Raw genomic sequence first — 14,268 nt, forward strand, 5'->3', positions numbered from 1 at the left:
CGGCCTTGGGGGCGGCGATGCGCAAGCTGATCCACATCGCCTACGGAGTCCTCAAGACGCAAACCGAATACCGGCCACAAGCCGCTTAATGAGACGTTTGTGACCGGTTAGGAGAGATGGTATCTAGGCCATTATCGACGCGAAACGACCCCGCACCCCTTGAGAATGACCCGGCACAGAAAGTCGGTGATCGACCGATAGTCATCGTCAGCCAGCGAGCTGCGGTCGGTGATCCCCAGCACCTGAGCCTCGAAGTCGGCGTAGTGCTGGGTCGCCGACCAGACCAGGAAGATCAACCACACCGGATCGACCGCATCCATCAGTCCGCGCTGCGCCCACTGCTCGAAAACCCGGGCGCGCGATTCGACCCAGTCGCGCAACTCGCCACGCAGGTACTCCTGCAGGAACGGCGCGCCCTGCAGGATCTCTGCGGCGAACAACCGCGAGCCCTGGGGATGACTGCGTGTCAGCGCCATCTTGCTGCGGATGAAGCCCTCGATGACCTCGGCGGGCTCGTCGTCGACGCTGATATCGTCGAGCATGGCGTTCCAGCGGCTCATCATGCGCTCGAGCAGGGCCACGTAGAGTTCGCGCTTGCTGCCGGCATAATAGAGCACGTTGGACTTGGGCAACCCGGCTGCCTCGGCGATCGCCTGGATGCTCGCTCCGCGGTAGCCGTGCCTGGCGAAGACCCATTCCGCCGCTTCGAGAATGACCCGCTGATTGCGCAGCCTGACACGCGTGACGTCCGGCGTGGTGGTTGTCGTCATCTGACCGCTCTGCCTGCAGGGGAGGAACAAGCTTGCCCTAGCTGGACCCGCGACTCAACGCCCGCCTCGTCCGAGCTCGCCGCGCTTGCCGGCGGACGGCATGACGCTTGCTTGGCGCTTGCAGGGCCGCTTGCAGAAGCCATGAGAATGCGCGACGCTGAACCTGACCATTCGGTCAATCCACACCCGCCGGTTGATCCCCGGTTCGAACAGCGACAATAACGAGCCTCACGATGATCGAATTCTATCTCAATGGCCGGCGCCGACAGTGCGTCGATATCGGAGCCGATACCAGCGTCCTCGAGCTGCTGCGCGGCCCGCTGGGCCAGACCGGTATCAAGGAGGGTTGCGCCTCGGGCGATTGCGGCGCCTGCACGGTGGCGATCGGCGAACCCGACGCCGACGGCGAGCTGGCCTATCACAGCGCCAACGCCTGCATCGTCCCGGCCCATCAGCTCGACGGCAGCCACCTGGCGACGGTCGAGGGCCTGGCTCGCGGCGATGCCCTGCATCCGGTGCAGGCGGCCATGGTCGATTGCCATGCCAGCCAGTGCGGTTTCTGTACCCCCGGCATCGTGATGTCGCTGTTCACCCTGCACGAAGCCCAGCGCCGCACGCCGGCGCCCCTGACCCCCGAGCGCCTGGAAGCGGCACTCGGTGGCAACCTGTGCCGCTGCACCGGCTACCGGCCGATTCGCGACGCGGCGCTGCGCATGCATGATTATCCCGATACGCAACCAAGCTGGGCCGACGATCCCACGCTGGCCGGCGACGTGGCCGCCCTCGCCCGTGACGCGACCCGGCGCCCGCCGGTCCCCGATGGCCGTGAAGGACACTATGCGACGCCCGACGACCTGGACACGCTGCGCGAGTTGCGCCGCCAGCGGCCGCAATCGCGGCTGGTCGCCGGTGCCACCGACCTGTGGCTCGAGGTCACTCAGCAGCTCAAGCCCCTCACGGACCTGATCGATGTACGCCGGGTCGCCGAACTCCAGCGCATCGAGGAGACCACCGAGGGCTGGTGGATCGGCGCGGCGGTGACCTACTCGCGGCTCGAGCCGTTGTTCGCCGAACACTTCCCGGCCTTCGCCCATCTCATGCAGCGTTTCGCCTCGATGCAGATCCGCAACCGCGCCACGCTGGGCGGCAATGTCGCCAATGCCTCGCCGATCGGCGACACCCCGCCGGTACTGCTGGCGCTCGATGCCCGTCTCGCCATCGACGGCCCGGCCGGCCCCCGCGAGCTGCCGGTCGGCGACTTCTTCCTCGACTACAAGCAAATCGCGCTCGACGACGGCGAGTTTCTGCGCGCGATCTTCCTGCCGCGGCGGAGCGAGCTCCAGCACCTCAAGGTCTGGAAGATCGCCAAGCGCCGCGAGGACGATATTTCCGCGGTACTCGCCGCCTTCGCCTGGCGACTCGAGAAGGGCGTGCTGCGCGACGTTCACCTGGCGTTCGGCGGTATGGCGGCGATTCCCCGCCGCTGCGAGCCCGCCGAGGCGGCACTCGAGGGTCAGGCGCCCACCGTCGCCGCCTTCGGCGCTGCCAAGGCCGCGCTGCGCGACGACTTCCAGCCGCTCAGCGACGTGCGCGGCTCGAGCGAATACCGGCTGACGGTCGCCGCCAACCTGCTCGAACGGCTGCGCCTGGGGCTCGAATCCACCACCGCGGAGGTGTCGATCGATGCGTACGCTCACTGACGTTTCCCGCTCCTCGCAGCGCGCCCGCGAGACGCAGCGCTCGCGCAACAAGGGCGACGGCCCGCTGGCCCGCGACCCTCGACCGGGCACCTCGGCGGCCGCCTCGCATCGCCACGAGAGCGCCATCAAGCACGTCACCGGGCGCGCCGCCTACATCGACGACCTGCCGGCCCCCGCCGACGCCCTGCATATCGCGCTGGGCTTCTCGCCGGTGGCCCATGGCCGTCTGACCCGGCTCGACCTGGAGGCGGTCAAGCGCGCCCCCGGGGTGGTCGACGTGATCACCGCGGTGGACATTCCCGGGCATACCGATATCGGCCCGGTGTTCCCCGGCGATCCGCTGTTCGCCGACGACGAGATCAGTTACGCCGGGCAGACGCTGTTCGCCGTCGCTGCAATCAGCCACAAGGCAGCGCGCCTGGCGGTCAAGGCCGCGGTGGTCGAGATCGACGAGCAGCCGGCGAGTCTCGATCCGCTCAAAGCTGCCGAGCGCGGCGACGTGGTGCGGCCCACTCACGTCCAGCAGAGCGGCGACTGGCAACGGGCGCTGAGCGAGGCCGAGCACGTCCTCGAAGGCGAACAGTTCGTCGGTGGTCAGGAGCACTTCTACCTCGAGGGTCAGGCCTGCCTGGTCACGCCCAGCGAGGACGAGGGCGTGGTCGTCTACACCTCGAACCAGCACCCCAGCGAGACCCAGAAGCTGGTCGCCGAGGTACTCGACGTGCCCTTCCACGCCGTGACGGTGGAGACCCGGCGCATGGGCGGCGGCTTCGGCGGCAAGGAAACCCAGGCCTCGCCGTGGGCGTGCATCGCCGCGCTGATCGCCCGGCGCACCGGTCGCGCCGCCCGGCTGCGCCTGCCACGCGCCGAGGACACCCGCACCACCGGCAAGCGACATCCGTTCCACAATCGCTACCGGCTGGGCTTCGACGCCGCGGGTGTGCTGTCCGGCGGCGAGATCACCGTGATCGGCGATTGCGGTTATTCGCCTGATCTCTCCGAGGCGATCGTCGATCGCGCGATGTTCCACGCCGACAACGCCTACTCGTTGGGCGCGGCTCGCGTTACCGGCCACCGCGCGCGCACCCATACCGCCTCGAACACCGCCTTCCGCGGCTTCGGCGGCCCCCAGGGGATGATGATCGTCGAGGCGGCGATGGACGACATCGCCCGCCATCTCGGCGAGGACCCGCTGACCATACGCAAGCGCAACTTCTATCGCGCCGGACGCGACGTCACCCACTACGGACAGCGGGTCGACCAGTATCCGCTGCTGAGCGAGATCGTCGAGCGTCTCGAGGTCAGCAGCGACTACTGGGCACGCCGCCAGGCGATCCGCACGCACAACGCCGCCAGCCCGGTCGTCAGGAAGGGCCTGGCACTGACCCCGGTGAAGTTCGGCATCTCGTTCACCGCCAAGCACTTGAACCAGGCCGGCGCGCTGCTGCACGTCTATACCGACGGCAGCGTGATGATCAATCACGGCGGCACCGAGATGGGCCAGGGCCTGCATACCAAGATCTGCCAGGTGGTGGCCCGCGAACTGGGCCTCGACATGACCCGCGTGCGGATCACCGCCACGCGCACCGACAAGGTGCCCAACACCTCGCCCACCGCCGCCTCCAGCGGCGCCGACCTCAACGGCATGGCCGCCCGCGACGCGGCGAGCCGGGTGCGCGAGCGGTTGTTCGACTTCGCTGCCGAGCATTACCAGCTCGACCGTGAAGGCCTGCGCCTGGAAGGCGGCGAGCTGCTCGCCGGGCATGGCGAAAGCAGCCGACGCATCGCCTGGGGCGAGCTGGTCCAGGCCGCCTACCTGGCGCGCATCTCGCTGTCGGCCAACGGCTTCTACGCCACGCCGCTGATTCATTACGACCGCGACAGCGGCAGCGGTCGACCCTTCTACTACTTCGCCTACGGCGCGGCGGTCGCCGAGGTCGCGGTCGACACGCTATCCGGCGAGTACCGCGTCGAGCGCGTCGACATCCTTCACGATGTCGGCGATTCGCTGAACCCGGCGATCGACATCGGCCAGGTCGAGGGCGGCTTCATCCAGGCGATGGGCTGGCTGACCAGCGAGGAACTCAAGTGGGACGACCGGGGCCGCCTGCTCAGCGACGGTCCGGCGACCTACAAGATTCCCACCTATGGCGACCTGCCGCCGGTGTTCAACGTCGAGCTGCTCGAGGGTCACCCCAACTCGCAGGCCAGCATCTACCGCTCCAAGGCGGTCGGCGAGCCGCCCTTCATGCTGGGCATCTCGGTGTGGTCGGCACTGCGCGATGCGCTGTCCAGCTTGAGCGACTATCACCAGTCGCCACGCCTGGACACGCCGGCCACCCCGGAGCGGGTACTGATGGCGGCGGAAACCCTGCGTCGCTCGGTGAACGGCTCTACGGCATGAGCTGGCACGAGGCATTGCATCGCCTGCAGCAGACCGGCGAGCCCCATGCATTGGCCAGCGTGGTCGGCGCGGCCGGCTCCACGCCGCGCGAGCCCGGCGCCAAGATGGTGATCACCGCCGATACCGTCCACGACACGCTGGGCGGCGGCGGCTTCGAATACCAGGTGATCGATGCCGCCCGCCAGGCGCTGGGCGATTCACCAGGCGATGGCGAGACCGGCGGTCCGCGGCTCGAGGCCTTCCCGCTGGGCGCACGCTCGGGGCAGTGCTGCGGCGGCTACGTGCATGTGTTGATCGAGGTCTTCGCCGGCGCCGAGATGACGGTCGCGGTATTCGGCGCGGGGCATGTCGGCCAGGGCCTGGTGCGACTGCTCGCCCCGCTGCCCTGGCGCCTGCTCTGGTTCGACAGCCGCGATGACGCCTTTCCCGCCTGGGCCACCGGGCAGCCGCGCCTGACCTGCCGGCGCAGCACGAACCCGGCGAGTGACGTCGCCTCACTGCCGGCCAGCGGCCACGTGCTGGTGATGACCCATGACCACGGCGAGGACCGCGCGCTGATCGATGCGCTGCTGGGTCGCGACGCTATCGCCTCCATCGGCCTGATCGGCTCGCCCAGCAAATGGGCGAGCTTTCGCCGCCGGCTGGCCGCCGCCGGCCATGACGAGGCCGCGCTGGCCCGGGTACGCTGCCCGATCGGCCTGCCCGGCGCGCATGGCAAGCGCCCCTACGAGATCGCCCTGGCCGTGGCCGCCGAGCTGCTGGCGCTCAAGCCGGCCGGCGCACGACACGCGCAACGCGGCATCGAGCCACGCCAGTTGCGCGAGGTCTTTGCGAGCGGCCCGACCGCCACCTCCTCTTCCGCCACTTCCTCCGGAGACCCTTGATGAGCGATGCCCGACTACTGCGCGGCCCCCTGCTGAGTTTCAACGACGACCCCGGCGAAGACGACACTCCGGCCGCCGGCAGCGTGCTGCACATCGAGGATGGCGCGCTGTGGCTGGAAGACGGGCGAATCCGCGCGGTCGGCGCCTACGCCGAGATCGCCCCGCGCCTGCCCGCCGGCATCACCCACGTCGACTATCGCGACAAGCTGATGATGCCCGGCTTCATCGACAGCCACGTGCACTACGTGCAGCTCGACATCATGGCTTCCTATGGCCGGCAGCTGCTCGACTGGCTCAATGAATACACCTTCCCCGAGGAGTGCCGCTTCGCCGAGCGCGCCCACGCCGACAACGTCGCCGAGGCCTTCCTCGACGAGACGCTGCGGGTCGGCACCACCACCGCCCAGGTGTTCTGCACCTCGCACCCCGGCTCGGTGGATAGTTTCTTTACCGCGGCCAGGCGCCGCGGCCTGCGCATGCTCGCCGGCAAGGTGCTGATGGATCGCCACGCGCCGCAGGCGTTGACCGACACCGCCCGGGGCGGCGTCGACGACAGCGAACGGCTGATCGCCGACTGGCACGGCAGGGACCGGCTGAGCTATTCGCTGACCCCGCGCTTCGCGCCGACCTCGACCCGCGAGCAACTCGATGCCCTCGGTGGTGTGTTGCGCAACGCGTCGGACATCCACCTGCAGACCCATCTTTCCGAGAATCGCGGCGAAGTCGAGTGGGTCGCCGAGCTGTTCCCCGAGGCCCGCGATTATCTCGACGTCTATGAGCGCCACGGTCTGGTCGGCCCGCGCAGCACCTTCGCCCACGGCATCCATCTGTCGATGGACGAACGCCGCCGGCTCGCCGCGGCGGGCGCCAACGTGGCCTTCTGCCCCACCTCGAACCTGTACCTGGGCAGCGGGCTCTTCGACCGTCATGCCTGCCGCGAGGCCGGGCTGGCGGTTTCGCTGGCCAGCGACGTGGGCGCCGGCACCGACCTGTCGGGCTTCGCCACGCTCAAGGCGGCCTACCAGGTCGGCCAGTTGCTCGACCAGCCGCTCACCGCCTGGCAGGGGTTCTATCGGCTGACGCTGGGCAACGCCCGCGCCCTGCATCTCGATGAATATATCGGGCGTTTCCACGAAGGCGGCGAGGCGGACCTGGTGGTCCTCGACCCGCAGGCGACGCCGCTGCTCTCGCGACGCACCGCACGCACCGAAACGCTGGCCGAACGGCTTTTCGCGCTGATGATCCTGGGCGACGACCGGGCCGTGCATGCCACCTGGGCCAATGGCCGCTGCGTGCATCGACGTGATGCATGACGCGTTCACGCCTGCACCAATAACCGGCAAATGACATTCGGACGCACGCTTCGTCCTTCCCTGCCTGCTTGTCTGCGCCCTGCCGACACGGGCGCCGGGAAACGCCGGCATCTTCGCGCCAGCCTGGCCGGCTTATTGCATACAAGAACTCCAGTATCGTGAACGGTCGCGTATACAGACGATAACCTCACGCCGGAGTCGCCATGTCCATCGACACGCCGCTTTTTCGCCTGGAAGAGCGTCCCGCGCCGCCCAAGGCGCTACTCGCCGGACTGCAACACGTCCTCGCCAGCTTCGTCGGCATCATCGCCCCGAGCATGATCATCGCCGGCGCGCTCGGCCTGGAAAGTTTCATCCCCTACCTGATCAGCATGGCGCTGTTCGTCTCCGGGCTCGCCACGCTGTTGCAATCGCAACGTATCGGCCCGCTGGGCTCGGGCCTGTTGAGCATCCAGGGCACCAGCTTTTCGTTCGTGGGGGCCTTGATCATTGCCGGACAGGCCGCCCGGGAAGGCGGCGCGAGCAACGAAGAGGTACTCGCCACGCTGTTCGGCGTGTGCCTGGCCGGCAGTCTGATCGAGGTCGTGCTGGGCGGTATCCTGCCCCAGCTCAAACGCATCATCACGCCGACCGTGACCGGCATCGTGGTGATCCTGATCGGCCTGTCGCTGATCAAGGTCGGCGTCACCGACATGGCCGGCGGCTTCGGCGCCGAGGATTTCGGCAGTCTCGCCAACCTGGGCCTGGCGACGCTGGTGATCGTCAGCGTGCTGGCCTGCCAGCTGTCTCGCCACGCCTGGTGGCGCATCGGCTCGATCTTCATCGGCCTGGTGGTGGGGTGCGTCGCCGCGGCACTCAGCGGCCAGATGGGCGTGCCCGATCTGGGCGAGAGCCGCTGGCTGACGCTGCCGCAACCGCTGCGCTACGGGCTCGACTTCGATATCGCCGCGTTCATTCCGGTGGCGTTCATCTTCCTGATTACCGCCATCGAGACGATCGGCGACCTGACCGGTACCTCGCGCGCCTCGGGCGAGCCCACCGACGGCCCGCTCTATCGCCGGCGCATTCGCGGCGGGGTGATGGCCGACGGCGTCAACTCGGCGCTCGCCGCGCTGTTCAACACCTTTCCCAACACCACCTTCAGCCAGAATACCGGCGTGGTTCAGCTGACCGGGATCGCCAGTCGCCATGTGGGCTGGTATGTCGGTGGCATCCTCATCGTACTGGGCCTGATTCCCGCGCTCGGCCAGTTGCTGCAGCAGATCCCGCGCCCGGTGCTCGGCGCGGCCACCACGCTGATGTTCGGCCTGATCGCGGTCTCGGGGATCCGCATCCTCAGCGACCAGACAATGGATCGCAAGACGCTGATGACCATCGCCACCTCGCTGGGCACCGGGCTCGGCGTGCTGCTGGTGCCCGAGATACTCTCGGGGCTGCCGGCCCTGGCGCAGAAAGTCTTCGCGTCGCCGATCACCACCGGTGGGCTGACCGCCATCGTCTGCACGCTGCTGATGCCCGGTTCGACGAGTGCCGAACGACACGACGATGTCGCCGACGAAATCGCCCACAAGGGCGTGACCAGCGAGGTTTCCGAACAGCGCTAGCAGGTGTCATTACGCAACGGGCCCGCCGATTGGCGGGCCCGTTGCGTCGAAACGCAGCGAGATGACAGCACGGATAGGACACCGCCCAGCCTAGAGCGCGTCGATGCGGGTCAGCAGATCGAGGCGGCGCGCATCTTCCATGTAGGCCACTTCGATGGCATTGCGGGCCAGCGCCTTGAGTTGCTCGCGGTCCCAACCGAACGCCTCGTGGCAGGCCAGGTAGTTGTCGAGCACGCCCCCGCCGAAATACGCCGGATCGTCGGAATTGACGGTCAGCTTGAGCCCGGCGTCGAGCAGCGCCGGCAGCGGATGGTCGACCATCGCCTCGACCACCTTGAGCCGCACGTTGGACAGCGGGCAGACGGTCAACGGAATCTGCGCCTCGCGCAGCCGGGCGACCAGCAACGGATCCTCGAGACAGCGCACACCATGATCGACACGCCCGATGTCGAGGCGATCCAACGCTTCGCTGATATAGCTGGCGGGCCCCTCCTCGCCGGCATGGGCGACCCGCGCCAGGCCCAGGTCCCGCGCCCGGGCGAAGACCTCGGCGAACTGCCCGGGCGGATTGCCGCGCTCCGCGCTGTCCAGCCCCACGGCGTCGATCAGCTCGAGGTAGGAGTTGGCCTGCTCCAGCACCTGCATCGCCTCTTCCGCCGGGCGGTCGCGCAGGAAACTCATGATCAACGCGCTCGACAGGTCGAGTTCGCGGGCGGCGCGGCGCATCGCCCGGCGCAGCCCCTCGATCTGGGTGGCGAGGCTCACGCCGCGCCCCAGATGGGCCTGAGGGTCGAAGGACAACTCGACATGGACGACGCCCTCGGCATGGGCGCGGCGAAAATAGGCCATCGCCAGATCGTCGAAATCATCGACCGTACGCAACACCGCCATGCCCTGGTAGTAAAGATCGAGAAACGACTGCAGGTCGTCGAAGGCATAGGCGGCGCGCACCGCCTCGACCGAGTGGTAGGCCAGCACCACGTCGTTGCGGGCCGCCAGTTCGAACATCAACTCGGGCTCCAGTGCCCCCTCGATGTGCAGATGCAACTCGGCCTTGGGTAGTGCTTTCAACCAATCGCGCATGATGGGCTCCCGAAAAAGTCGATGGCTCATCTTGCCCGAGTCGACCGTTTGCGCAAAGTCATTCGCGCGGCCGGCCGGCGAGCAGCTCGAGCGTACGCGCGACCCCCGGCAAGCCGTCGACGGCGTGAGCCAGAAACACCACGCTTCGGCCTTGCAGCCAGCAGTCGAGCCGCGCGGCGATACGCGCCGCCGTCGCCGCATCGAGGCCGCTGAAGGGCTCATCGAGGATCACCAGCTGCGGCTCCTTGAGCACCACCCGCGCCAGTGCGATACGGCGTGCCTGGCCACCCGAGACCTGGCGCCCCGACTCCCCGACCCAGGTCTCCAGCCCCTCGGGCAGGTCACGGGCCCAGTCGGCCAGGTCGACGATCTCCAGCACGCGCCAGAGCGCCGTCTCGTCCGCGGCGGGGTCGCCCAGGCGCAGATTGTCCGCCAGACTGGCCTGGAACAGCTCGCTGTGCTGGGTCAGGTAGCCGACCCGGGCACGCAGTTCGCTCAAGGCGATGTCGCGCAGATCGATGCCATTGAACGTCACCGCTCCCGCCGTCGGGTCGAGTTGGCGAACCAGCAGCTGGCCGAGCGTCGACTTGCCGGCTCCCGACGCGCCCAGCACGGCCAGCCGCTCGCCGGGCGCGAGGCGCAGCGTCAGCGCCTCCAGCGCCGGGGCCAGGGTCGCCGGGTAGCGCACGCTGACCGCCTCGAGAGCGATCGCCGGCTTGTCCGCCGGCGCTGCGTGCGGCGCGTCGGCTTCGCGCAGCGTGCCCTGACGGCCCGCCAGCTCGTTGAGGCGCCGCGCCGCGGCCCGGGTCGCGCCCAACTGGGTGAAAGCCTGGGGCAGCCCACCCAGCGCTTCGTTGAGGGCGAGCACGGCGAGCGGCATCATCACCATCACCGCCGCACTGATGCGCCCATCGACCTCGGCGTGCGCCGCGAGCCACAGCGCCAGCACCACGCACCCGCCGACCACCAGGTTGACCAGCGCGCTGCCCAGCGCCTGCCGACTGGCGAGGCGGCGCTGGTCGGCATAGAGCGTCGTCTCCTCCCCGGCCAGCGCGCGACGGTGGCTGGCCAGCGTACCGTAGCAGCGCAATTCGGCCAGCCCCTGGATCTGCTCGATGATTCGCCCGCGCAGGCGGTCCTGGCTGGCCACCCGGCGCCGGGCCGGGGCCATGCCGAGCCATGCCTGGCCGAATACCAGCCACAGCCACAGCACGCCCAGCGGAACCACCACCGCCAGCGCGATGCCCGGCGCGAACCAGGCCAGCAGTGCCCCGACACCGCCGATCGCCAGTGCCGCCACCAGCGGCGGCGCCAGCAGGCGCAGATACAGCCCATCGAGGGCGTCGATATCGGCGGTCAGCCGGTTGAGCCATTCCGAGGCACGCAGTTGCGACAGCGTCTGCCCGTCGAGCCGGGTGAGCACCGAGAACATCCCGGCGCGCAGTTCGGCCAACACCCGCAACACCGTGTCGTGGTTGTAGAGCCGCTCGCAGTAGCGCGCCACCGTGCGGGTCACCGCGAACAGCCGGATGCCCGCGCCCGGCACGTAGACGTCCAGCGTGGCCATCGCCCCGGCGGCAAGCAGCGCACCGGTGACCGCCGTGGCGGTGATGAACCAGCCCGACAGCGCCAGCAGGCCGATGCCCGAGGCAACAGTCAGCGCCATCAGCAGCGCGCCGGCGCTCAAGCGCCGGCTGCGGCGGCCCAGACGCCGCAGCCAAGGCGCGAAATCATCGCGTAACGAAGGCTCAGACCGGGGCGTCATGGCCAACCTCCTGTCGTCGGGCGTGGTTCGTCAGTTCGATTCGTCGATGGGCCAAGCGCATCAGCGCCTGCTGATGCGTCGCGACGACGACCGTGGCGCCGCTGGCGATCAGTTCGCGCAGTCCCTCGATGACCAGCGACTGGGTTTCGCCGTCGAGACTCGCCGTGGGTTCGTCGAGCAGCACCAGCGGCGCGCGGGAGAGAAACACCCGCGCCAGCGCCAGGCGCTGGGCCTGCCCGCCGGAAAGACCGTAGCCGCGTTCGCCGAGCGGCGTCGCCAGCCCCGCCGACAAGCCATCGACGACCTCGTCCAGGCCGGCACGCCGCACGGCCGCCCAGAGTTCGGCATCGCTGGCCTGCGGCGCCGCCAGGCGCAGGTTGTCGGCCAGCGTGCCCTGAACGAGCCACGGGCGCTGGTCCATCCAGGCGACAGGGGGGGCGTGTTCGATCGCCAGTTCGCCGCTTTCGGCATCGATGAAGCCGGCCAACAGCTGCAGCAGGCTCGACTTGCCGCTGCCCGAGGGTCCGACCAGCGCGACGCACTCGCCGGCGGCGATCTCGAGATCGAGCGGCCCCAGTACCCGGCCCCGGCCCGGATGGGCGATCGTCACCCGGCGCAACGTGACAGCCGTGCCACGCGCGTCTGACGGAAGGGAATCGGCCGGACGCGGCTCGGCCGGACGCGGCTCGTCGGATGACGCCGCAGCCATGCGACCGCTGCCGTCCGGCACCGGCTCCCCGAGCAGCTCGAGCAGACCCTCGGCGGCCCCCAGCGCGGCGGCACGATCATGATAATGCTGCGACAGCGTCCGCAGCGGCTGGAAGAACTCCGGCGCCAGCAACAGCACAAACAAACCGCTGAACAGTGTCAACGCATCGGCGGGTCCGAAGGCGATGTAGCCGAGCAGGCCGAAGCCGATGTAGATCGCCACCATGGCGATCGCCACCGAAGCGAAGAATTCGAGCACCGCCGACGACAGGAACGCCAGACGCAGCGTGCGCAGGCTGCGGCGACGATACTCGTCGGCGGCTGCATGCACTTCGTCGATGCTGTCGGCGGTCCGGTTGAACAGTTGCAGCGTGGTCACGCCGCGCACCCGGTCGAGAAAGTGCCCGGCCAGCCGGGTCACGGCGACGAACTGCTCGCGATTGAGCCGTTCGGCCCCCATCCCCACCAGCGCCATGAACAGCGGAATCAGCGGCGCCGCCAGCAGCAGCAGCGCCGCCGCCAGCCAGTCGAGCGAGGCCACCACCGCCAGGATCACCAGCGGCAGCACCAGCGTCAGGCGCATCTGCGGCAGGAAGCGGGCGAAGTAGCCATCCAGCGCCTCGACCTGCTCGACGAGCTGCTGGCCGAGCCCCGCCGAATGACGATCGCCGAGTCGCACCGGGCCCAGCGCGGCAAGATGATCGAGCAGCTCGCCGCGCACCCGGGCGCGGATGCGCAGGCTGGCCTCGGCGCCAGCGCGCTCCTGAACCCACTGTGCCGCCGCGCGCAGAATCAGCACGCCGATCAGCCCGACGAACGCCTCGCTCAGCGCGGCAGGCGGCGAGGCCTGGGTAACCAGCCGGTCGACCAGCCAGGCCAGCAGGCCCATCTGGACGATCGTGCACAGGCCGGCCAGGATGCCGGCCGCACCCGCCAGGCGTAACCAGCCCCGGGCGTCACCGGCCAGGTCGCGAAGCCAGCGGCGGTTGTCGAGCTGCGGATCTAGCATGCCGCCCTGCCCGGCGGCCCGCTCAATGATAGCCCTCGCCGAGGCGCACCTTGCCGCGGAACACCCAGTAGGACCAGGCGGTGTAGCCCAGCACGATCGGGATCACGAACAGCACCCCCACCAGCAGGAACAGCTGCGACTCGGGGGCCGAGGCGGCGTCCCAGAGGGTGTAGTCCGGCGGCACCACGTAGGGCCAGCGACTCACCAGCAAGCCCAGGTAGGTGAAAATGAACAGCCCCATGGTGGCCAAAAAAGGCAGGATGTCGCGCTCGCGCTTGACGCCCCACCCGATCAGCGCGGCACAGCCCAGTGCCAGCGCCGGCAGCAACCAGATGATCTCCAGATGGTCGAACCAACGCTCCCGGACACTGGCGTTGATGAAGGGCGTCCACAGGCTGACCACGACGAACACCGCGAGTACCGCCAACAGCAGCTTGACCACCAGACCACGCGCCCAGCGCTGGATGTAGCCCTCGGTCTTCATCGCCACCCAGGTCGCGCCGAGCAGTGCAAAGCCGGCCAGCATGCCCAGGCCGGTCAGCACCGAGAACGGCGTCAGCCAGTCGAAGGCGCCGCCGGTGTAGACCCGGTCCTGGGTCTCGAAACCCTGGATGTAGGCGCCGACCACCGCGCCCTGAGCGAAGGTGGCGACCGCCGACCCGCCGGCGAAGGCGATGTTCCACCACTTCTTGGCACTACGCGCCTTGAAGCGGAACTCGAAGGCGATGCCGCGAAAGATCAGTCCCGCCAGCATCAGGAACACGCCGAGATAGAGCGCCGGCAGCAGAATCGTGTAGACCAGCGGAAAGGCGCCGATCAGCCCGGCGCCGCCGAGCACCAGCCAGGTTTCGTTGCCATCCCAGATCGGCGCCACGGAATTCATCATCACGTCGCGCGCCTCTTCGTCGGGGGCGAACGGAAAGAGCAGGCCCACGCCCAGATCGAAGCCGTCCATCAGCACGTACATGATGACGCCGAAGGCGATGATCGCGGCCCAGATCAGCGAAAGATCGAGATTTCCCAGCATG

10 protein-coding genes are annotated in these 14,268 nt (G+C 68.8%); 5 read left to right on the forward strand and 5 right to left on the reverse strand.

Annotation, left to right across the window (positions count from 1 at the left end):
* Nucleotides 1-131 precede the first annotated feature (131 nt).
* Complete coding sequence (locus HR9077_RS02260) at nt 132-770, reverse strand: TetR/AcrR family transcriptional regulator (protein ID WP_136064707.1); 639 nt, start codon at nt 768-770, stop codon at nt 132-134.
* 233 nt (nt 771-1,003) lie between these two features.
* On the opposite strand from HR9077_RS02260, the gene xdhA reads away from it, so the two are divergent.
* The 5 genes from xdhA (at nt 1,004) to HR9077_RS02285 (ending at nt 8,675) form a co-directional block, all read left to right on the forward strand.
* Nucleotides 1,004-2,470 carry a xanthine dehydrogenase small subunit gene (gene xdhA / locus HR9077_RS02265; RefSeq protein ID WP_136064709.1) on the forward strand — a complete coding sequence of 489 codons (1,467 nt, stop codon included), beginning with the start codon at nt 1,004-1,006 and terminating at the stop codon, nt 2,468-2,470.
* Nucleotides 2,454-4,874 carry a xanthine dehydrogenase molybdopterin binding subunit gene (xdhB, locus tag HR9077_RS02270; RefSeq protein WP_136064711.1) on the forward strand — a complete coding sequence of 807 codons (2,421 nt, stop codon included), beginning with the start codon at nt 2,454-2,456 and terminating at the stop codon, nt 4,872-4,874. Before xdhA ends, xdhB begins: the two co-directional genes overlap by 17 nt.
* Nucleotides 4,871-5,758, forward strand: a complete 888-nt coding sequence (gene xdhC, locus HR9077_RS02275; protein ID WP_136064713.1) for a xanthine dehydrogenase accessory protein XdhC — start codon at nt 4,871-4,873, stop codon at nt 5,756-5,758. The genes xdhB and xdhC overlap by 4 nt, the downstream gene beginning before the upstream one ends.
* Complete coding sequence (gene guaD / locus HR9077_RS02280; RefSeq protein WP_136064716.1) at nt 5,758-7,071, forward strand: guanine deaminase; 1,314 nt, start codon at nt 5,758-5,760, stop codon at nt 7,069-7,071. Before xdhC ends, guaD begins: the two co-directional genes overlap by 1 nt.
* Nucleotides 7,072-7,274: 203 nt before the next feature.
* The gene (locus HR9077_RS02285) at nt 7,275-8,675 is read left to right on the forward strand and encodes a uracil-xanthine permease family protein (RefSeq protein ID WP_136064718.1); all 1,401 of its coding nucleotides are present in this window, start codon (nt 7,275-7,277) and stop codon (nt 8,673-8,675) included.
* Between the two features lie 90 nt (nt 8,676-8,765).
* Here the strand turns inward: HR9077_RS02285 and HR9077_RS02290 are convergent, their stop codons facing one another.
* The 4 genes from HR9077_RS02290 to cydB are packed head-to-tail and all read right to left on the reverse strand — an operon-like array spanning nt 8,766 to nt 14,264.
* Nucleotides 8,766-9,758, reverse strand: a complete 993-nt coding sequence (locus HR9077_RS02290) for an adenosine deaminase (protein ID WP_136064720.1) — start codon at nt 9,756-9,758, stop codon at nt 8,766-8,768.
* Between the two features lie 58 nt (nt 9,759-9,816).
* On the reverse strand, nt 9,817-11,523 hold the full coding sequence (gene cydC, locus HR9077_RS02295; protein ID WP_136064722.1) for a thiol reductant ABC exporter subunit CydC: 1,707 nt from the start codon (nt 11,521-11,523) through the stop codon (nt 9,817-9,819).
* Nucleotides 11,507-13,240, reverse strand: coding sequence for a thiol reductant ABC exporter subunit CydD (cydD, locus tag HR9077_RS02300; protein ID WP_136064723.1), 1,734 nt, complete (start codon nt 13,238-13,240; stop codon nt 11,507-11,509). The genes cydC and cydD overlap by 17 nt, the downstream gene beginning before the upstream one ends.
* Before the next feature lie 22 nt (nt 13,241-13,262).
* Nucleotides 13,263-14,264: a cytochrome d ubiquinol oxidase subunit II gene (gene cydB / locus HR9077_RS02305; protein WP_280178399.1), complete on the reverse strand. Its 1,002-nt coding sequence runs from the start codon at nt 14,262-14,264 to the stop codon at nt 13,263-13,265.
* Between the last annotated feature and the right edge of the window lie 4 nt (nt 14,265-14,268).

Origin of the sequence: Modicisalibacter radicis (genome assembly GCF_900961225.1) — a bacterium.
Taxonomy (GTDB): domain Bacteria; phylum Pseudomonadota; class Gammaproteobacteria; order Pseudomonadales; family Halomonadaceae; genus Modicisalibacter.